Annotated in this window: 19 protein-coding genes; 5 read left to right on the top strand and 14 right to left on the bottom strand. The window is 52.1% G+C overall.

The window, feature by feature from the left end:
- Window positions 1-26: 26 nt before the first annotated feature.
- Entirely contained in the window at window positions 27-1,649 is a 1,623-nt protein-coding gene (locus AC0YNW_RS26615; RefSeq protein WP_475834462.1) for a CPBP family intramembrane glutamic endopeptidase, read from the top strand.
- Here AC0YNW_RS26615 and uvrC read toward each other — a convergent pair.
- Complete coding sequence (gene uvrC, locus AC0YNW_RS26610; RefSeq protein WP_475834461.1) at window positions 1,627-3,471, bottom strand: excinuclease ABC subunit UvrC; 1,845 nt, start codon at window positions 3,469-3,471, stop codon at window positions 1,627-1,629. The genes AC0YNW_RS26615 and uvrC overlap by 23 nt on opposite strands.
- A 193-nt stretch (window positions 3,472-3,664) precedes the next feature.
- Between uvrC and AC0YNW_RS26605 the strand changes: the two genes are divergently transcribed.
- A complete protein-coding gene (locus tag AC0YNW_RS26605; protein WP_119800723.1) occupies window positions 3,665-3,811 on the top strand; it encodes a YqzM family protein in 147 nt (48 codons plus the stop codon).
- A gap of 63 nt (window positions 3,812-3,874) precedes the next feature.
- Here AC0YNW_RS26605 and AC0YNW_RS26600 read toward each other — a convergent pair whose 3' ends face one another.
- The 7 genes from AC0YNW_RS26600 to AC0YNW_RS26570 all read right to left on the bottom strand — a co-directional run bounded on the left by AC0YNW_RS26600 (window position 3,875) and on the right by AC0YNW_RS26570 (window position 10,290).
- Window positions 3,875-4,126, bottom strand: coding sequence for a YezD family protein (locus tag AC0YNW_RS26600; RefSeq protein WP_387468897.1), 252 nt, complete (start codon window positions 4,124-4,126; stop codon window positions 3,875-3,877).
- A 59-nt stretch (window positions 4,127-4,185) separates the two neighbouring features.
- A complete protein-coding gene (gene cysW, locus AC0YNW_RS26595) occupies window positions 4,186-5,052 on the bottom strand; it encodes a sulfate ABC transporter permease subunit CysW (RefSeq protein ID WP_475834460.1) in 867 nt (288 codons plus the stop codon).
- A gap of 56 nt (window positions 5,053-5,108) precedes the next feature.
- Entirely contained in the window at window positions 5,109-5,942 is an 834-nt protein-coding gene (gene cysT / locus AC0YNW_RS26590) for a sulfate ABC transporter permease subunit CysT (RefSeq protein ID WP_387468901.1), read from the bottom strand.
- Between the two features lie 34 nt (window positions 5,943-5,976).
- A complete protein-coding gene (locus tag AC0YNW_RS26585; protein ID WP_475834459.1) occupies window positions 5,977-7,089 on the bottom strand; it encodes a sulfate ABC transporter substrate-binding protein in 1,113 nt (370 codons plus the stop codon).
- Between the two features lie 278 nt (window positions 7,090-7,367).
- A complete protein-coding gene (gene dnaI, locus AC0YNW_RS26580; protein ID WP_475834458.1) occupies window positions 7,368-8,324 on the bottom strand; it encodes a primosomal protein DnaI in 957 nt (318 codons plus the stop codon).
- A 24-nt stretch (window positions 8,325-8,348) separates the two neighbouring features.
- The gene (locus AC0YNW_RS26575; protein WP_475834457.1) at window positions 8,349-9,872 is read right to left on the bottom strand and encodes a replication initiation and membrane attachment family protein; all 1,524 of its coding nucleotides are present in this window, start codon (window positions 9,870-9,872) and stop codon (window positions 8,349-8,351) included.
- A gap of 106 nt (window positions 9,873-9,978) precedes the next feature.
- Window positions 9,979-10,290 (bottom strand): YuiB family protein, encoded by a 312-nt coding sequence (locus AC0YNW_RS26570; RefSeq protein WP_387468909.1) that lies wholly within the window; start codon window positions 10,288-10,290, stop codon window positions 9,979-9,981.
- Window positions 10,291-10,489: 199 nt separating this feature from the next.
- Between AC0YNW_RS26570 and hemQ the strand changes: the two genes are divergently transcribed.
- On the top strand, window positions 10,490-11,236 hold the full coding sequence (gene hemQ / locus AC0YNW_RS26565; RefSeq protein WP_475834456.1) for a hydrogen peroxide-dependent heme synthase: 747 nt from the start codon (window positions 10,490-10,492) through the stop codon (window positions 11,234-11,236).
- A 178-nt stretch (window positions 11,237-11,414) separates the two neighbouring features.
- On the opposite strand, the gene AC0YNW_RS26560 is transcribed toward hemQ, so the two are convergent.
- Together AC0YNW_RS26560 and AC0YNW_RS26555 are read right to left on the bottom strand one after the other, a co-directional pair.
- A complete protein-coding gene (locus AC0YNW_RS26560) occupies window positions 11,415-11,672 on the bottom strand; it encodes a hypothetical protein (RefSeq protein WP_387468913.1) in 258 nt (85 codons plus the stop codon).
- The gene (locus AC0YNW_RS26555) at window positions 11,672-12,865 is read right to left on the bottom strand and encodes an NAD(P)/FAD-dependent oxidoreductase (protein ID WP_119800831.1); all 1,194 of its coding nucleotides are present in this window, start codon (window positions 12,863-12,865) and stop codon (window positions 11,672-11,674) included. The genes AC0YNW_RS26560 and AC0YNW_RS26555 overlap by 1 nt, the downstream gene beginning before the upstream one ends.
- 427 nt (window positions 12,866-13,292) lie before the next feature.
- Here AC0YNW_RS26555 and AC0YNW_RS26550 point away from each other — a divergent pair, with 427 nt between their 5' ends.
- Window positions 13,293-14,294, top strand: a complete 1,002-nt coding sequence (locus tag AC0YNW_RS26550; protein ID WP_387470494.1) for an NAD(P)/FAD-dependent oxidoreductase — start codon at window positions 13,293-13,295, stop codon at window positions 14,292-14,294.
- Window positions 14,295-14,381: 87 nt separating this feature from the next.
- A complete protein-coding gene (locus tag AC0YNW_RS26545) occupies window positions 14,382-14,624 on the top strand; it encodes a hypothetical protein (protein WP_387468916.1) in 243 nt (80 codons plus the stop codon).
- A 98-nt stretch (window positions 14,625-14,722) separates the two neighbouring features.
- Here the strand turns inward: AC0YNW_RS26545 and AC0YNW_RS26540 are convergent, their stop codons facing one another.
- The 4 genes from AC0YNW_RS26540 to AC0YNW_RS26525 form a co-directional block, all read right to left on the bottom strand.
- Window positions 14,723-14,866, bottom strand: coding sequence for a sporulation histidine kinase inhibitor Sda (locus tag AC0YNW_RS26540; RefSeq protein ID WP_387468918.1), 144 nt, complete (start codon window positions 14,864-14,866; stop codon window positions 14,723-14,725).
- A 600-nt stretch (window positions 14,867-15,466) separates the two neighbouring features.
- A complete protein-coding gene (locus AC0YNW_RS26535; protein WP_475834455.1) occupies window positions 15,467-15,754 on the bottom strand; it encodes a hypothetical protein in 288 nt (95 codons plus the stop codon).
- 498 nt (window positions 15,755-16,252) lie between these two features.
- The gene (locus tag AC0YNW_RS26530) at window positions 16,253-16,927 is read right to left on the bottom strand and encodes a YheC/YheD family protein (protein ID WP_475834454.1); all 675 of its coding nucleotides are present in this window, start codon (window positions 16,925-16,927) and stop codon (window positions 16,253-16,255) included.
- A gap of 155 nt (window positions 16,928-17,082) precedes the next feature.
- The gene (locus tag AC0YNW_RS26525; protein WP_475834453.1) at window positions 17,083-19,248 is read right to left on the bottom strand and encodes a DNA topoisomerase III; all 2,166 of its coding nucleotides are present in this window, start codon (window positions 19,246-19,248) and stop codon (window positions 17,083-17,085) included.
- Between the last annotated feature and the right edge of the window lie 69 nt (window positions 19,249-19,317).

The following is a 19,317-nucleotide window of genomic DNA, read 5'->3' as shown; positions in this document are numbered from 1 at the left end:
ACTATTATTTAACACAGGGGTGAATTATGAATCAAACGATCAAGTCGAAGGATTGGACTGTTTTGGGCATAGCAGCCATTATATGTACGATTATCTTCATCTTTATGGAGATTGTTCCGGCTATTATTGCAATCAACAAGCATGAATATGGCGGCAAAGTCATTCCCAAGACGGTCGCGGAAGAGCGTGCAGGCGCCTTCGCGGCGGAACAGACGGGGCTGACCGTCACGAAGGCACATGCCGTGCATCAGTCGGATAAGTTACTTGCAGGCTATCTGTCCAAAGAAAAGAAAACCGAACAATTCGAAAATAAATACGACGCTCAATTTCCCGTAGATACATTCCAGGTCAACGTCAATTTTGCGGACGGCAAGGGCTACGGCTTTGTCTATGTGCATATGTACAATGAAGGGATCGTCGGCTGGAACTTGATTGTCGACGGAACGGCAGCGTCCCTGCAGGAGACGCAAGAGCTGACGAATGACTTCCTGTATGGAGGCGGCATCCTTCAAGGTCAGGACAGGAGCAATGCAACGATGGGTCGGAACGGCGAGCTGCGCCAGCGCATCGGAGGCTACGCGGTGGAAGGCGCCAATCTGACGATTGCGACAAAGGTGATCTCGATGGACGGCAAGCTTGTGCTGAGTCAATACAAGCCAGCCTTTGATGTACCCGATACATACAAGGCTTATGTGAAAAAGCAAGATAAGCTCGCGGGCTGGCTGACCGGCATCGGGTACGGGTTTATGAGCTTTGTGCTAGGTATATTAGCGATCATCTATGCCGTTCTGTATCGCAAGCATACGTCCTTCACTTATGGCATTATTTTGACAGCAGTATTCTTCATCGCCTATGTCATCATGAATTTGGGCGTGATGGACGGCATAATCGCTTCGCAAGGCGAGACGCGCTTGGATAGCTTCCTCACCATTGGCGTCACCATAACGACAATTGTCATGTCTGTCGCCATGGCTGTCTCCATCTACTTCTCGCTCGTTGCGGGCGACGGCTTGTGGAAAGCACAGGGACGATCACTGTGGCCGAGAATGAAGGACCCGGGCTATGGCGATTATGTCTGGCGCAGCATGGGCTTATCCTATCTGTTCGCGCTGATCATGCTCGGACTGCAGCCTGTCATCTTCTTCGTGCTGGGGAAACTGATCGGCACTTGGGGAGCAACGGATGTAACCATGTCGCCTTATAACATCAAATACCTGTGGCTCATGCCTGTTCTAGCTTGGGCCGCGGCGATCTCCGAGGAAGCCGTCTACCGCTTCTTCGGCATCGGGTTGTTCCGCAGATGGTTCCGCAATACCTTCGCTGCGGCGATTATCCCGACCATCGTCTGGGCGCTGGGGCATGTGATGTATCCGTTCTACCCGTCAACGACAAGGCTGTTCGAGCTGATCGTCATCGGCCTGATCTTCAGCTTCATCTTCGTCCGGTACGGATTCATTACCGCCATGTTCACGCATGCCATCTTCAACTCCGTTGCGGTCGGCAGCTCCATGATCTTCGCCGGCGGAACAGTCAATATTGTATCCGCGCTGTTCTTTATCGCGCTGCCGTTCTTTATCGCCTTCATCCTGAAAGCATGGAGCAACCGAAAAAGGACGAATCCGCCGACTAGGTCGACGATTCATCCTTAAGGGCAGCAATAATATCTGCGGCGAGCTTATCGCCGATCGAGAGAGGCCTGAAGTCTTCGACGGAGGCCTCTCTTATTTTTTTGAGCGAGCCGAAGTGCTTCAGCAGCGCCTTTCTCCGTTTCTCGCCGATGCCTGAGATGGCGTCCAGCCTGGATTCCACCATCGACTTGGCGCGCTGCTCGCGGTGGAACGTAATGGCGAATCTATGCACCTCGTCTTGAATCCGTTGCAGCAGGTAGAATTCCTGACTGTCTCTGGGCAGCGGCACAATCTCCGCCGGGTCGCCTGTCATAAGCTGTGCCGTCTTATGCTTGGCGTCCTTCACCAGACCGCATACGGGGATATATAACCCCAGTTCATTCTCCAGCACGTCGAGAGCGGCCGCGATCTGCCCCTTGCCTCCGTCGACAACAATCAGGTCGGGCTGCTTCAGTCCTTCCTTCAATACGCGCTCGTAACGTCTGCGGATGACCTCACGCATGGTCTCGTAATCGTCCGCTCCGACAACAGTTTTCACCTTATACTTGCGGTATTCCTTGCGGTCCGGCTTCCCGTCGGTGAAGACAACCATGGCCGATACGGGGCTCGTGCCTTGAATATTGGAGTTATCGAACGCTTCAATACGGCGCGCCTGCTCCATCCCGAGCCACTCCGCCAATGATTGCACAGCCTTCACGCTGCGCTGCTCGTCGCGCTCAATCAGACGGAACTTCTCCTCCAGAATAACACGGGCGTTATCGAGCGCCATATTGACGACCTCGCTTTTCTTCCCGCGCTGAGGCATCAATACCTTCACCTTCAGCCATTCATGCAGCGAGGTCATAATCTCGTCCTCCCGCTCCGCATCCTGCTCCGGCGGATGAGGAAGCAGAATTTGCTTCGGCAAGGCCGGGTTATCGCTGTAATATTGCGTGACGAACGTCATAAAGTCATCGTATTCCTCGCCGTAATAGGGAAAGGTCGTCCCATGTCTTTCGATCATTTTGCCTTTTCGCATATACAGAATTTGAACACTCATCCAGCCTTTGTCTACCGCGTAACCGAATATGTCACGGTCCATGGCGTCGGACATCGTAATCTTCTGTTTCTCCATAACGGCGTCGATCGCGACTATCTGGTCCCGGTATTCCTTGGCGCGCTCGAACTCCAGCGCTTCTGCCGCAGCCTGCATCTTCCGTTCCAGCTCGGCCTTGACCACGTCTTCCCCGCCGTTCAGAAACTTCGTAATTTCGCTGATCATTTCATCGTAAGTGGACTGCTCCACTTTGTATTCGCATGGCGCTACGCATTGTCCCAAATGATAGTAGAGACATACCTTATCAGGCAGCGTCTTGCATTTGCGCAGCGGATACAGGCGGTCAAGCAGCTTCTTCGTCTGCTGGGCGGCGAATGCATTCGGATAAGGGCCAAAATATTTGCCTTTATCCTTTACGATTCTGCGCGTAACCTCCAGCCTCGGATGTGCTTCATTCGTAATTTTGATATAGGGAAAGGTTTTGTCGTCCTTCAGCAATACATTGTAGCGCGGATGATGCTGCTTGATCAGATTGCACTCCAGAATAAGCGCCTCCATGTTGCTGCCGGTGACGATAAATTCGAAGTCAACAATCTCCGATACAAGCCGTTGCGTCTTTGCGTTATGGCTTCCGATAAAGTAGGAGCGGACGCGATTCTTCAGCACCTTCGCCTTGCCTACGTATATAATAACTCCGTCACGATTCTTCATCAGGTAGCAGCCGGGCTTGTCCGGCAATAGCGCCAGCTTGTTGCGAATCGCTTCCTTGGCTGCTTCCATGCTTATAAATTCCCCTTGATTCGTCATGCTTAGCTCTCCTCCGACTCGAATACGGTCTACTCTCAATTTTAGCATAATCCATTACGCTTTTGCCTTACATTTGTCACCGCTTCTTCTTTACATTTGTTCGAAACTTTGGGTATACTAATGAAAGCTAGGTCTTAGGCGTATGCTTACGACTCAAAGTTTGCCCGGCAAACTTTTAAGGAGGACGTCAACAATGGAGAATGTAAGAGACCCTCGCGAGCACTATAATGAAGAGCCTCGCCACGATTTGATGGATGTCGTGTTCGGCTTTGGAGGCATGCTTGCTTTCATGACCGTTGTATTCGCGGTAGCCGTTATCGTGAAATTCATCATCTCTTAGTACATAAGAGAGACTGAAAAAGCTCCGCACATCATGTGCGGAGCTTTTTATCATTCGATCAACCTATTGAGCGGCTCTCAGCGATTCTCCGTCTGCGACGCCGCTAGTCTTCGCGCGGGCGCTTGCCGAAGGCTTGGAGGCTTCAGCTGGCGCTTGCTTCTGACCGGGATTATCGTAACGCGTCCTCTCCGTGCGGTCGATCTGTACGATCCGGCCATCGTGGACGGTAATGATGACTTGCCCGTACTGCAATCCGCTCACTTGATTCAAAATTCTTTCTTGCCATACATCATCCACTTCCAACGGTTTTGCCATTTGAATCCCCTCCAATTTGATATATTAAGTCGGATTTATAACGTTAGATTATGCCGCATTCAATGACTTGATGACGACTTCCATTCCACGATCGCCTTTACGATCAGCGTCAGTACAGCCAGCATCACAAGCAACGAAGCAACGGCGAATGCAGCGGAAAACTGATATTCATTGTACAGGATCTCAACATGGAGCGGCAGCGTATTCGTCTGGCCCCGAATATGGCCCGATACGACGGACACGGCTCCGAATTCCCCCATTGCCCGGGCGTTGCTTAAGATGATGCCATACAGCAAGCCCCACTTGATGTTCGGAAGCGTAACCTTCCAGAAGATCGACCAGCCTCTCGCCCCCAGACTCGCTGCCGCTTCCTCTTCCTGCACGCCTTGCGCCTGCATGAGCGGGATCAATTCTCTCGCTACAAACGGCACCGTGACGAATATGGTCGCAAGTACAATGCCTGGTATGGCGAATACGATCTGAATGCCCTGCTCGCCAAGCCAAGGACCGAGATACCCCTGTGCCCCGAAGAGCAGAATGTAGACGAGACCTGCGATAACCGGCGATACCGCGAACGGCAGATCGATAAGCGTAATGAGGAAGTTTTTGCCCTTGAAGCTGAACTTGCTGATCGCCCAAGCAGCCGCGACGCCGAATATCGTATTGACGGGCACAGCAATCAGCGCAATGATGAGCGTTAGCTTCAGAGCGGACAAGGCGTCCGGCTCGATCAAAGCCTTGAAGTACATGTCCGCGCCCTTGCGGAACGCTTCGACGAATACGGATACGAGAGGCAGCACTACGACCAGCCCGATAAATAAGAGCGCTATACCGATCAGCAGCCATTGTACTCCGCGTTGCTCGGTATTATGCTTCGGACGCTTGGCGTCCTCCTTCGATGTATAAACCGTAATGGCGCCTGCCATAGGTCATCTCCTCCTTTGAATGCGAATCAGCCGCCTGTGAAGGGTTGCGCCGCCTGTCATTTGGCGACGGCCCTTCTCTGCATATGCCATTGCAGCAAATTAATGATTAGCAGCAGGATAAACGATATGATCAGCATGACGGCAGCGATCGCTGTCGCGCCTGCGTAATCGTATTGCTCCAGCTTCGTCATGATAAGCAGCGGGGCGATTTCGGTTTTCAAAGGCATGTTGCCGGAGATGAATACGACAGAGCCGTATTCGCCAATGCCTCTGGCGAACGCCAGGGCGAACCCGGTCAGCAAGGCCGGCATCAATTCCGGCAGGATCACCTTCCGGAACGTCCGAAGCCGGTACGATCCCAGTGTTGCAGCCGCATCCTCAGTCTCTTTATCCAGGTCTTGGAGTACGGGCTGAACCGTCCGGACGACAAACGGCAATCCGATAAAAATAAGCGCAATCGTTATTCCGGCTTGTGTATAAGCGATCTTAATGCCAAGCGGATCAAGCAAGGAGCCGATCCAGCCGGTCTTGGAATAGATCGTCGTCAGGGCGATGCCCGCTACCGCTGTAGGAAGGGCGAACGGGATATCGACCAGACTGTCGATGATCTTTTTGCCCGGAAAGCGGTAGCGAACGAGGACCCAGGCGACCAGCAAGCCGAATACGGCGTTGATGAGTCCGGCCCAGAGGGCCGTGCTGAAGCTGATGCGGTACGATGCCAGAACCCTTGGATTCGTCACCGCGCTCCAGAACTCGGCCCATGTAAGCTCGAAGGTTTTGAAGAAAATGCCTGCTAGCGGGATTAAGACAATCAAGCTGATATAAAACAGCGTGAATCCTAGCGACAATCCGAACCCTGGCAGTACTCTGCGGTTTTTGGAACCTTTCATGAGAAGTCAGCTCCGCTCTCTCCCATATTGTTCATTACGAGCCTGGCGTGTAAATCTGATCGAATACTCCGCCATCGGAGAAATGCTTCGTCTGCGCTTCCGTCCAGCCGCCAAAATCTTCGTCAATCGTCAAGAGATCAAGTGACGGGAATTGATCCTTGAATTCTGCCGCGACGGTCTCGTTCGTAGGACGGTAGTAGTTTTCACCCGCGATACGCTGTCCTTCCTCGGAGTACAGGTATTGCAGGTATGCCTCGGCCACTTCTCTTGTGCCGCGGTCGTCAACCGTTTTGTCTACGATCGCTACAGGAGGTTCGGCCAGAATGCTAAGCGATGGATAGACGATATCGAATTTGTCCGGACCAAGCTCGTTAATGGACAGATACGCTTCGTTCTCCCAAGCAAGCAATACGTCGCCAATGCCGCGCTCTACGAAAGTCGTGGTGGAGCCGCGTGCGCCAGTGTCGAGAACCGGCACATGCTTGAATAGATCCGTTACGAATTGTTTGGCAGCCGCTTCGTCATTGTTGTTATGCTGCAGCGCGTAACCCCATGCCGCGAGGTAGTTCCAGCGTGCGCCGCCCGATGTCTTCGGATTCGGCGTAATGACTTCCACGCCATCCTTCAGCAAGTCGTTCCAGTCCTGGATGCCTTTCGGATTGCCTTTGCGAACCAAGAATACGATCGTTGATGTATAAGGCGAGCTGTTCAGCTCATATTGCTTCTGCCATTCTTTGTCCAGCAGCCCTGTTTCGATCAGAGCGTCAATGTCATAGCCAAGGGCTAATGTGACGACATCGGCTTTCAGGCCGTCGATGACTGCTCTCGCCTGCTTGCCGGAGCCGCCATGGGATTGATCGATTTCAACCTTCTGGTTTTTCTCCGCTTGCCAGTAGGCGGCGAATGCTTTGTTAAACTCTACGTACAGCTCGCGAGTCGGATCATAAGAGACGTTCAGCAATTTGACAGGAGGAAGCGGCTCTTGCTTGTCTTCCGCTGGCTGTGAAGCCGATGGCGAAGGCGATGATGCGTTCTCTTTATTTCCCCCGTTGTTGACTGTTCCTTTGTCGCCGCCGCAAGCAGCAAGCGTTAACGCGAATACGACAAATAATATAATAGCTTGAATACGAACCGAAGTTTTCTTCATTTTTCTTGCACCCCTCATTTTCATTGGATGAGATAGGGCTTCGTCAACTCCGGTTCGTCCGGTCATTAAACATTATTCCTACCCGATTAGTTGGTTATGAATGCATATTACCAGCGATCCCCACCTCTGTCAACACAAATTTCGTTTTTTTGAAGAGTTCGATAAGTTTTCGTTATATAACTTTTCCTTCCAGAAAAAAAGCCTCCGCCGATTTCGGCGAAGGCTTGGATATATGGGCATGGAATTGCGGTGTTCCTTAAGCCTGCGCTTCCTGCGGCTTACTTCCGTCCACGTTTGTTTTCTCCTGTAACCATAACCATTTCCACATACGGCCGGATACGGTCCATGATCCGCTGCCCCTTGTGCAGCTCGTCGCCATCTTTGCTGGTAAAGCTGAAATGACGCTCCAACGCTTCCAGATCATAATTGGATGTATAGAAGGTTGGCTTGCGCTCCATCCGGTAGTTCAGAATCGCGCCCAGCACATGGTCGCGCACCCACGGATTGAGGTTCTCCGCGCCGATATCGTCGAAGATGAGCAAGTCCGTCGACTTCATCATCTCGACCGTTTCCTTCAGCTTAGCCGGATCATGCATCAGCACTTTAAGATCCTCTACGAAGTCAGGCATGTAGACGATAACGCCGGAGTGCCCCGCCTTCGCGAGCTCCTGAAGCAGGTAGCACATCAGGAATGTCTTGCCTGTGCCGAACCGGCCAGCCAGATATAGGCCTTCATGTCCAAGACCTTGTTCTCTTGTACGGTCGATATAACGAAGCACCTGGCCTACCGCCTTGGCCCGCTCCATGTCATTGGTCAATATCTCGTCCGAGGAGTACCCGCGGCGAAGCGCGGCATTGTCCACATAGAAGCTGCGAATCCGGCTGCGGATCGCTTCCTCGCTTTGTCTCGACAGAAACTTCTTGCAAGATACCTTCCGGTCATAGAGCTGGGTATGGCCGTTCATCGTCTCCGAGGAAAGCAGCGTATAATGCCCCTCATAGTCATTCGGACACAGGTCGAGTCCCGGACAATTGGTGCAATTCTTATATTCAGATACATATTGATAAACCCGGTTCAGGTTCAGCCGGATCTCTTCTTCTTTCACATCGGGATACTTCTCCCGCAGCTTGATGACGAGGGGGTCTCGCATCAGTTCCTTTAATTTGCGTTCTGCTTCCTCCGACAGGGATCTTCCTCCCGGAAATGACTTCAACAATTCGCCTAGCGATTCCAATTCTATCACCCCTCGTAAAGATCGTTATGATTGTCCGTCCAGCTTCCGCGCCAGACGGCGCAGCTCCTCCAGCTCATCGGCGGATACGGAGGCTGCTGAGTTCCCTTCCGAGACGATCGGAATGGACGGCTTGCGGGATGTGCCGCGCGAGTTGCCCCCTCGCGCCCCTCCTCTTGCGCCGCCAGCATAGGCACCGCCTGTCTCCTTCCGCCGCTCCTTATCCTGCTCAAGCTGCGCTTGCTCTCTCACATATTTGACCGCCTTCTCGAAGGTATCAATTCCCTTCATCAGCATGTTGGAGGCAACCGCATCGATGAACGTCTTGGTCACGCGTGCAGAGTCGCTTTCACCCAGCACGTAATGGATGAGTACATTAATAACCGGAGGCGCCAGCCGGTAATTGAGATCGATTCGCTCGAAGATGAGATCGACCCAATCCGGAACAGCTCCCGGGAAGAAGCGCTTCAGGAAACGGGTATGCGGTTCATTGCGCATCAGCATATTGTACTGCTGAATATCGCAGCGGCCCTTCAGTTGATTCGGCACAGGAAGATAGTCCTGCTCCTGGACTTCGAACTCTTCGTCCGGCTCATCATCGTCCTCCGGTTCTGCCGAATCGGTATGAATCGACGTATGGGCCAGCGTGCGCTGTCTCTCTCCCTCGCGCTTCTTGTCCTGTCTGTATAGCTGATTCGCTCTTTGCTGAAGCTCGTCCATATTCACTTCGCCGTCTTCTGTGAAAGCTCCGTCCTCATCCAACAAACGGCACAAGTTGACGATCGACAAGTTATATTTGTACGCCACGTAATTAATCTGCGCGAGACCTTCCGCATCCTGTCTCAGACGTTCGACATAAGTCCGATTGGCAGAATTGCGCGGGAAGCGAATAATCAGCTCCCCATAAGGGATGCCCGCTGAAGCCAGCTCCGTGCGCGCTGACGATTGCCTTGTCGGCGCAACCTCGTTCAGCGCCTGCTCCAGCTCCGTATCAAAGGATTGCGGATTCAGCTTGAACAGCTCATAGAACGGCATCGAAATGTTTTCCTTCGTAAATTGCGCATGCGCCAGCTCATCGGGCTCGCTGGAGCCGAACGCTTCCCTGAGCGCGATGACGGCGTATTTGCCCACCTTGTCCCGCAGCAGCATGGACAGATGCATGTTTTGGAAAAACTCAGCAGCTGAGAGCGGCTGAATAAGCTCGTATTCGTAGATAACATCGGCATGCTCCGGCACGCCAAGACGGGAGGTCGAGAGCAGACCGACCGCCTCCAGCTTGGAAGCTTGATCGATGATGTAACGGCGGCTCTTCTCGTTCATCTCAAGACCAAGCCCCAGGAACAGCTTGCGATGCGGCTCCAGGGAGGAATATCCGCAGCGGTCATCGGCAATGCCGTGATAGAGCTGCTGGTACATCGAGATGGCGAACGCGCCGATCATTGGCTGATAGATTAACGACAACATTTTATAATGAAGGCTGCTTAACGAGAAATCCCGAAATATGTAATAACGGTGATGTTCCGTAAATTGCATAATATGATTGATGCGCATCGCACCGACTCCATCCTTATCTTTATCTCTACTATTCTAGCATACAAAGGGACAAGTTTGGCGAATCGGACAAATAGAAAAATCCCCCGTAAGAGGGATTTGGAGATTAAAACATTTTATAGCCGCCTTTGCGCAGCGCATTGATGGCCCAGCCGCTTACGTACGCCCCGATCATGGCGCCGATAATAGGCAGATAGTAGATCGTCGTATATGTACCTATATTATCCAATGTCGGGTTTGACGCTGCGTCCCAAGGCGACCATATGAGCAGTCCGATCAGGACGATGGCAAACAAGATCATCGGAAACCAAGTCGTCTTGAGCAGCATGTTCAGAATAAAGCCGATACCGAACATCATGACAAAGAACAGAACCGTCGCCACTGCGGCTTGGACGATCATAATGACTATGTCTGGCATTCCAATAGCTCCTTTCAAGCTCTCCGCTTACGTTATGCGCCAATCTGCGCATAATCATTGACTTTATTAGTTTAATGAAAGCGGCATCCGAAGTCAATCGACATAGCCCAAATGTCACAAGTCCGTCATTTGCTCATTCCGCAGACGTTAGATACAATATATAGAAGCTTAAATTAGGAGCTGAGAGGAGTTTTTCCCTATGAGTGAAGCCGCACAGACATTAGAGGGCTGGTACGCCCTTCATGATTTTCGCAGTATCGACTGGACCGCTTGGCGCCTAGCCGACGAGGGTGAGCGCAAGCGCGCACTGGACGAGCTGCATACTTTCCTAGGCCAGTGGTCTGCGATTGAAGAGCAGAAGCTCGGCAGCACAGCTGTTTACTCCATTGTCGGACAGAAAGCCGACTTCGTCTTCATGCATCTGCGTGAAACACTGGAGGAACTGAATGAAATAGAGACGGCGTTCAACAAAACGACGTTCGCCAGCTTTACGTATCCGGTTCATTCCTACGTCAGCATCGTAGAGCTCAGCAATTACATGGGACAACCTGGCTCGGACCCGCTGCAGAATCCGGAAATCGTCGCCAGACTGAAGCCGATTCTTCCGAAGTGGAAGCATATCTGCTTCTATCCGATGAACAAGCGCCGCTCCGGCAACGACAACTGGTACATGCTGAGCATGGACGAGCGCAAGGCGATGATGCGCAGCCATGGCATGATCGGCCGTCAATATGCAGGGAAGGTCAAGCAGATCATTACCGGCTCCGTTGGCTTCGACAACTGGGAGTGGGGCGTTACGCTGTTCGCGGACGACGCGCTTCAATTCAAGAAGCTTGTCTATGAGATGCGCTTCGATGAAGTCAGCGCACGATTCGGCGACTTCGGCGACTTCTATGTCGGCAACTTCCTGGACGAAGAGAAGTTCGAAAAGCTGCTTTCGGTATAAGCATCTATTTTCAAAGTAATAGCTCTGAATAAGAACAGGTCCGTTGAACGCAGCGGGCCTGTTCTTTCTTATGCTGCTCTGACTGAACATTCCAGCATGGAAAGATGCATGACATATGCTCACGAAAACACAAAAAAGGCTTTCACCGGCAGCAATTGCACGGCGAAAGCCTTTATCATTATTCCTCTTCGTCCGATTCCGCACCAAGGCGTTTGGACTCCAGATACTCTTGCGTCGCTCTGTCGCGCTCGCGGCCTTTGTCCTTCAGCCGCTCAATCGCGGGCTGGATCAACAGGTCGATTTCCTTCTGCACCGTATAAGCAAGGTCATAGCGGGTTTGCGACTCCAGATAGGAACCAACCTCGATCAAGGCATTGTAACGATCCAGTTCATCTCTCGTCAATAAACCGCGGACTTGTACGCTGCAGTGTCTCATTACAGGAACTTACCTTTTTTCAGAACGAGCGGAATGCCGCCGATAATGAACAGGTAACGGATATCGATCATTTTTTTCAGCCATGCAGCTACGCGGCCTTTGTATTTCTTGCCGAAAGCGATGCCGATTGCTTCGCCTTTACCAAGCGACGCCACTGTACCCTTGTTGGAGAATACAAATGTCTTCAGCGGCTGGTTGCGGATCGAAGCGACCAGGTTATGCGCGCATACAACGCCTTGTTGCATTGCGATTTGCGCTGTCGGCGGGTATGGACGTCCTTCCGGGTTGAACATCAGGGAGTTGTCACCTACGATGTAGATGTTCTCGCTGCCAGGGCAACGCAGGAACTCGTCAATTTTCACACGGCCGCGCATCGTCTCGAAGCCAGCTTCTTCGATCAGACGGTTGCCGCGGATACCGCCAGTCCAGATGACCGTAGCGGATTTGATTTCTTCGCCTTCGCCGACTACGACGCCTTCAGGCGTGCACTCTTTGATAGCTGTACCGATGCGGAACGTAACGCCTTTCTTCTGCAGCACATCCATGCCGTATTGCACAAGCTCCGGATCGAAGCCTGGCAGAGCGGTTGGGGCAGCTTCGATGTTGTAGATTTTCACCAGGGAAGGATCTACGTCGAATTGCTTGCATAGCTCAGGAATGCGGTCGGACAATTCGCCTACGAACTCGATGCCTGTAAAGCCGGCGCCGCCAACGATGAACGTCAGGTAGTCCGTGCGATGCGGCTCGCGTTTGTAACGAGCAAATTGATATTCGATATGTTCGCGAATCAGGCGAACGGAGTTAATACTGCGAATATTCATTGCGTTCTCAGCCAGACCTGGAATGCCGAATGTTTCTGGTTCTCCGCCAAGGCCGATAACCAGGTAATCGTACGACAATGTGCCGTCTTCGAGGATAACTTTTTTGTCTTGCGGACGGATTTGAACAACAGTCGATTTAACGAAATCGATTTTGAATTCATCAATCAGCTTGGAGATGCTTACACGTGCGTTCTCCGGGTTGTCCGTACCCGCAGCCGGCATATGAAGATGCGTCGTAATGTAGTGGTAATCATGCTTGTTCACCAACGTTACGTCCGCTTCATTATAATTTAGTTCTTTCTGCAGACGGAGCGCCGTCAGCACGCCGCCGTAACCGGCGCCAAGGATAACAATTTTCGGTATGTTGCTCATCGTAGAATCCCATCCATTCCTCATTTTCTTTTGATTGGCGATATAAAAATCCCCCGCTTGCATAAAGCGAGTTCGCTTAACAAACCATTTTATAGGCCGAACCCCACGCATGTTCATCCAAAAGAATGTGAAAAATTACACAAACTCATTCAAAAAATAATGCTCTTATGAAGTTTGCGCTTGAAAAAGCACATTTATCACATCGATTCGAATGTTATTCGCCGAAATCCGACATCATTTGCCAATATTCCGGGACGGTGGATATCATCAATATACATCAGACATATTACAGACTTTTCACAAAAAGTTCAAGGGTAATTTTAACGAAAAACTTTAGAGTCTTGCACAATTAAAAGATTACCATCTCTGCAAGCGAAGCATTATAATGGGTTACGTAAAGGATTTTTTGCAGGAGGTGCTTATGAAAATGATAAACGCGCAATCATCTACACATACGGTTGATATCTTGATTATCGGCGGCGGCCCAGCTGGCATGTTCGCTGCATTCTATGGCGGGATGCGTCAGGCCTCGGTGAAGATCATCGAGAGCATGCCCCAGCTTGGCGGGCAGCTAGCCGCATTATATCCGGAGAAATATATTTATGACGTAGCAGGATTTCCGAAGGTAACGGCTCAGGAGCTTGTGGACCGATTGAAGGAGCAGATCGATCTGTTCAAGCCCGAAGTATGCCTGGAGGAGAAAGTTATAGGGGTAGCCAAACATGATGAACGGCTATTCGAAGTAACGACCGATAAGGGGAAGCATTATGCCAAGGCCGTCATTATTACGGCAGGCGTCGGAGCGTTCGAGCCCCGCAGGCTGGAGCTGCCGGAGGCATCCCGTTTTGAAGGGAAGAACCTGCATTATTTCGTCAGCGATCTTAGCCGCTTCAAAGACAAGCGTGTACTTATAAGCGGAGGCGGCGATTCCGCCGTCGATTGGTCACTTATGCTGGAGCCGATCGCGAAGAGTGTCACGCTCATTCATCGCCGCGATAAATTCCGCGCTCATGAGCACAGTGTTGAGAACCTTATGAATTCCACTGTGAATATCATCACGCCAACGGAGATTACGGAGCTGCTTGGCGAAGACACGATAACCGAAGTGACGCTGAGCGATGTGAAGACGAAGGAATTGAAGAAGCTTGAAGTGGATGATGTTATCGTCAACTTCGGGTTTGTATCCTCTCTAGGCCCGATTGCCGAATGGGGGATTAACATTCAGGGCGGTTCCATTATCGTCGACACGAGAATGGAGACGAACATTCCTGGCATCTTTGCCGCTGGCGACATCACGACCTATCCCGGCAAGCTGAAGCTGATTGCGGTGGGCTTCGGTGAAGCGCCAACGGCGATCAACAACGCCAAGGTCTACATTGATCCTAGCGCGAAGCTCTCGCCGGGACATAGCAGCAACATGAAGCTCTAATCGCATGTAAAGTTAGCAGAAGGGTATCCTATACTTGGTTAAGCGGATTGCAATAAACGCCAATCTTAAGCCAAGGAGGATACCCTTATGTTATGCCCCGTATGCAACGGGATTGTCGACTTGCAAGTTCCTTGTCTTTCCTGCGGTGGAACGGTAACGGATTGCGGCCGCTTGTCCGATTGGACTGGACCTTATGCGCCTTATGAGCCGGCTGATGCTCAAGCTGTAAGCTCGGCTTTATCGATGCAATCTGAGGCTGGCTGCTGTCATGCGGTATACTGCCCAAGCTGTCAGCAGACAAGTGAGGCTATTGTTACGCAGTGGGAATAATCATTCGATGATGCAAGTGCAAAGCAGGTTATTTGCATATAAAGTATGTTAGCTAGTTCTCCGAAGAACCCGCCTCATCCATAATACCTTCCGCTGGGTTACGCTGTATGTTTGTGCGAGGACAGTTCTACGCCACGACGCTTCATCTCGACCGCCAGCATTCGGATGAATTCCGGATCCAGCCTGTATTCGATCGCGGCGTAATAGGTGTCCACAAGAAGCTCGTCAGATAAGGTATCCATAAAATCTCCTCCTTCACCTTCTACTATTTTTTTACACCAAATTCGTATAGTTAAAACGTTTTAATAGCCACGTGGGATTTACAGTTTTTAGTGTAGCATCGTCCTAGAACCGAAACAACAGACCATCTTATGCACACAGGCATGTGGATACCTTGTGAATGGGATGTGTATAGACCTTAAATTTCCAGTGTTTTCAGTATGGATAATGTGGATAGGGTTATCCACACCCTGTTGAAGTCTCTAATACTATAAAAAACTTTAATAGCCTTTTCTTACTCTATCAACTTAATATTTTAATGTCATTAAATGGTAGGGTTCTTAATTAGCTTATTTATCTGCCCCTTAGTTAGACATGTGCGTGTAATACTGGCGGTTTACATGGCATGAGAGCAGATAGCCTCTGATCGCTTGCTATGACAGGGTTTACGCGTTTGTCAGTTACTTAAGTGCGTCCTTTTATGCCTTTCATTCGACACATGACTACCTGGATTGACGCCCTTCTCCAGCTGACTATGCGACGTTAGCACGTTAAAGTGATTTTTCGATAAAGCGCGCTGTTTTTTCGACTGCTTTCGTCTCCGCGAGCGCAGCTTCGAGCTTTTAAGCCGAGTTTTTTCGGCTTGCAGCTGCCGCGATGCACACATTCCCGCCTCTAAGCCGAGTTTCTCGGCTTGCAGCTGCCGTGGCGCATACATTCCCGCCTCTAAGCCGAGTTTCTCGGCTTGCAGCTGCCGCGATGCACACATTCACGCCTCTAAGCCGAGTTTCTCGGCTTGCAGCTGCCGCGATGCACACATTCACGCCTCTAAGCCGAGTTTCTCGGCTTGCAGCTGCCGTCGCGCATACATTCCCGCCTCTAAGCCGAGTTTCTCGGCTTGCAGCATTCATGGGTAAGTAACAGCAGGATAAAACTCATAGTAAACCGTAAACATAGATTTAGTTACAATTAGTCGCAATGACAACCAACAATACGGAGCATCAGGCATACGTGAAGCATATGTGGAGCCAAGCAAACATGTGGCATTCAGGCATGCGTGGAGCATCTGTGAAGACAGGCAACATATAGCATTCAGACATGCGTGGAGCATACGTAGAGCTAGGCAAACGTGAAGCATTCAGGCATCCATGGAACAATACGTGAAGCCAAGCAAATACGAAGCACATTCAGGTATGCGTGGAGCATACGTAGAGCTAGGCAATCGTGAAGCATTCAGGCATCCATGGAGCATCCGTGGAGCCAAGCAAACGCGAAGCATTCAGTCCGAGTACAAAGTCCGATCACACGCAGAAGCGCCTTGTCGGCTGAACGCCTACCCCCCAACACGAAAGAGGGCTGTCCCCCTGTCATGTTGGCATGACTGAGAGGACAGCCCTGTTCTTCTGGCGTCAATGCGGTCTCGTATTAACCTCGAAGATCCATATCTTGCCTTGGCGGTCAATGCCGTAGTCGAAGCCCAAATGCGAGATGCCGGGATACCGCTGCTCCAGCACTCTCGTCGCCATCACAGTGATTTCCCGCATTTTGCTCTTTTTGGACTTCACATGAGACGGGCCAAGTGAGGATCTGATTCCTTCCCCTGCCAGCACCATGCGTCCGCCTTGGCTCAGGTTCGTAACGAATAAGCCGGGTCTCGCAATACGTCCTACGAGCGACCGATACTCCCAGCGGCCAAACGACTTGACGTATTTGACCCTGTAATCGATAGGCCTTCCGTTCACCGTCGCCAATGAAATTCCCTTCTGTATCAAATAGTACCGCTTGCTCGTTCTTGAACGAAGCGCGCCTGCCAGCGCATCAAAGCTTCCGTATCTGGACGTCCGGGCCCGATGCGTGAATGAGTAGCCCCCGTCGCCGGTTCTCGACACTTTGATGACCCCGCTGCCGCCAGAGCCGACGATCGGCTTGATCACGACCATTCCATGAGTGTTCAGCATATGCCGAAGCTGCTGTGGAGAATACTTGCTAGTCGGCGGGACATGGGACGCAAGTCCGGGATGAGAGAGAAGCGCTTCCGTTTTGGCCCACTTGCTGGCCAGCTGCCTTCCCGAGTGGTTAGCCAATGCTACCAATCTCCTTTCCTATCGCCTTCTCTCTATCATATGGCGATAGCAGCCTTCCCTCTTGGATGAATGTCGTAGGTAGTCGCGGGAAAAGCGGACAGTCCCACTGCCTTCAGGCAATGGGACTGTCCATGATCCATCTATTTATCGACTTATTAATCCGACTTTTGTTCCAGGGCAGCCTTCAGCTTATCCGCGAGGCTGTTCGTCAGAGGCGCATTGTCGCTGAACTGCTGGATGAGCTTCTGCTGCTCTCTTTTGTTGACGCGTCCGCCATCTTTGTCGCCAAGCATTTCGATGACATTGCATCGGCGGCATTGCGCATACTTGCCAGCCTTGCCGTCATGCATCTCCATCTTTTTATGGCATTGCGGACAACGCTTGTTCAGCAGGATCGGCTCAGTCGAGCGGCGGTACCCGCATTCGCGGTCAGGGCACTGCAGCGACTTGCCGCGCTTGCCATTCACCTCCAGCATCCGCTTGCCGCATTCCGGACAGCTGGAGTGAGACAGATTATGCGGCTTGTATTCCTTCGTCTCCGCTTTCACTTCCCCGATCCACTTCTGCGCCTGCTGGCGAATGCCCCTCATGAAAGCGGCTGGATCGCCTTTGCCTTTCGCAATCAACTCCAGCTCGTGCTCCCACTTCGCCGTCAGCTCGGGACTACGCAGCTCCTCTACGACCAGCTCAATCAATTGCTTGCCCTTCCCTGTGGGCACGAGCGAATTTCTCGTGCGCTCAATCGTGTCGGTAGAGAGCAGCTTCTCGATAATATCCGCCCGTGTCGCCGGTGTGCCGAGGCCATGCTTCTCCATTCGTGTAAGCAGCGATGCCTCCGTGTATCGGGCTGGCGGCAGCGTGCGCTGCTCCTTCACGCCCGTGCTCTTGACCGGCAAGGTCTGCCCCTCCGCTAGCGTCGGCAGCAACTGCGCTTGCTGGCGCTCCTCGTTCGTCCGGCTTGCGCCGCTATCGGAATCATCATCTTCATCATCTTGATGCGAGGCGTGACTATCCTGATAAATCTCTCTCCAGCCCTTGTCCTTCTCCGTCTTTCCTTTGGCATAGAACCGCTGGCCGCCCGCTTCAAGCGTCACGCTTGTCTCGTCATAGCGGTACGGTCCGTAGAACAGCGCAATGAATCGCCGAACGATCAGATCGTAGAGCCGTCTCTCGTCGCTGGACAACGCTCCCAGATTCACATATTGCTCTGTGGGAATAATCGCGTGATGATCGGTCACCTTGCTGTCATCTACGATCCGCTTCGTTACAGATAGCGGCGTGCGAAGCAGCTTGCGCGCAAGTGCCGCATAAGGTCCTACTGCTACACTCTCCAGCCGACCTTTAAGCGTAGGAACCATATCGCTGGACAAATAACGGGAATCCGTCCGCGGGTACGTGACCAGCTTATGCGCCTCGTAGAGCTTTTGCAGCACATTGGAGGTTTGCTTGGCCGAGAAGCCGAGCTTCCGGTTCGCATCGCGCTGCAGCTCAGTCAGATCGTAAGCCTGCGGGTGAGGTTCCGAACGTTCGGCGGTGCGAAGCTTCACAACCTTGGCCGAGCCGGCCTCGATCGCCTTCGCCGCCACTTCCTCCGCGCGTTCCTTCTTCCAGGCTCTGCCGTCGTGGCCGTCCTGCTCGCGCCATTGCGCACCGAAGCTTCCGAATCCCGCTTGCACCGTCCAATACGGCTGGGACTGGAAGTCGGCAATCTCCCGCTCCCGCTCCATCAGCATGGAGAGCGTCGGCGTCTGTACGCGTCCCGCCGCCAGCTGCGCATTGTATTTGCTCGTCAGCGCTCTGGTCATATTGAGGCCGATAATCCAGTCGGCCTCCGCCCGGCAGACTGCCGAGGCGTACAACGCTTCGTAATCCTTGCCCGGCTTCAGCCGCTTGAAGCCATCTTTGATCGCGCCGTCCGTCTGCGACGAAATCCAGAGCCGCTTGACCGGCTTGCGCCAGTGCACAAGCTCCATAATCCAGCGGGCAACAAGCTCGCCCTCGCGGCCTGCATCCGTCGCGATAATCAATTCATTAATATCATTGCGCTTGAACAGCTGCGAGACAGCCCGGAACTGATGCGACGTTTCCTTCAGCACCTTGAGATTCATTTTGGCCGGCAGCAGCGGCAAGTCTTCCAGATTCCATGTCTTATATTTCCCATCGTAATCCTCCGGCTCCGCCAGCGTCACCAGATGGCCGAGCGCCCACGTTACGACGTAAGCGGGTCCTTCGATATAGCTTTTCTGCTTGGTTGTACAACCAAGCACTCTGGCGATTTCCTTCGCCACGCTAGGCTTCTCCGCCAGCACAAGTGATTTCATGCCCTTCTCCCCAATCCCATATCATATGGTGACACGATACCATAGGGAGCAGCGCCCGCGCAACGGCGC

This window comes from Paenibacillus sp. J31R120 (assembly GCF_056269225.1).
Note: the sequence above shows the minus strand (reverse complement) of the source record. Positions and strands in the feature narration are given on the sequence as shown.

Coding starts and splice junctions, on each gene's coding strand:
- AC0YNW_RS26555 (WP_119800831.1), bottom strand. CDS start 12,865: ATGAGCAACATACCGAAAATTGTTATCCTTGGCGCCGGTTACGGCGGC.
- uvrC (WP_475834461.1), bottom strand. CDS start 3,471: ATGACGAATCAAGGGGAATTTATAAGCATGGAAGCAGCCAAGGAAGCG.
- AC0YNW_RS26560 (WP_387468913.1), bottom strand. CDS start 11,672: ATGAGACACTGCAGCGTACAAGTCCGCGGTTTATTGACGAGAGATGAA.
- AC0YNW_RS26605 (WP_119800723.1), top strand. CDS start 3,665: ATGGAGAATGTAAGAGACCCTCGCGAGCACTATAATGAAGAGCCTCGC.
- AC0YNW_RS26615 (WP_475834462.1), top strand. CDS start 27: ATGAATCAAACGATCAAGTCGAAGGATTGGACTGTTTTGGGCATAGCA.
- AC0YNW_RS26585 (WP_475834459.1), bottom strand. CDS start 7,089: ATGAAGAAAACTTCGGTTCGTATTCAAGCTATTATATTATTTGTCGTA.
- AC0YNW_RS26600 (WP_387468897.1), bottom strand. CDS start 4,126: ATGGCAAAACCGTTGGAAGTGGATGATGTATGGCAAGAAAGAATTTTG.
- AC0YNW_RS26545 (WP_387468916.1), top strand. CDS start 14,382: ATGTTATGCCCCGTATGCAACGGGATTGTCGACTTGCAAGTTCCTTGT.
- cysW (WP_475834460.1), bottom strand. CDS start 5,052: ATGGCAGGCGCCATTACGGTTTATACATCGAAGGAGGACGCCAAGCGT.
- AC0YNW_RS26540 (WP_387468918.1), bottom strand. CDS start 14,866: ATGGATACCTTATCTGACGAGCTTCTTGTGGACACCTATTACGCCGCG.
- AC0YNW_RS26525 (WP_475834453.1), bottom strand. CDS start 19,248: ATGAAATCACTTGTGCTGGCGGAGAAGCCTAGCGTGGCGAAGGAAATC.
- AC0YNW_RS26575 (WP_475834457.1), bottom strand. CDS start 9,872: ATGCGCATCAATCATATTATGCAATTTACGGAACATCACCGTTATTAC.
- hemQ (WP_475834456.1), top strand. CDS start 10,490: ATGAGTGAAGCCGCACAGACATTAGAGGGCTGGTACGCCCTTCATGAT.
- AC0YNW_RS26570 (WP_387468909.1), bottom strand. CDS start 10,290: ATGCCAGACATAGTCATTATGATCGTCCAAGCCGCAGTGGCGACGGTT.
- AC0YNW_RS26535 (WP_475834455.1), bottom strand. CDS start 15,754: ATGAATGCTGCAAGCCGAGAAACTCGGCTTAGAGGCGGGAATGTATGC.
- AC0YNW_RS26550 (WP_387470494.1), top strand. CDS start 13,293: ATGATAAACGCGCAATCATCTACACATACGGTTGATATCTTGATTATC.
- cysT (WP_387468901.1), bottom strand. CDS start 5,942: ATGAAAGGTTCCAAAAACCGCAGAGTACTGCCAGGGTTCGGATTGTCG.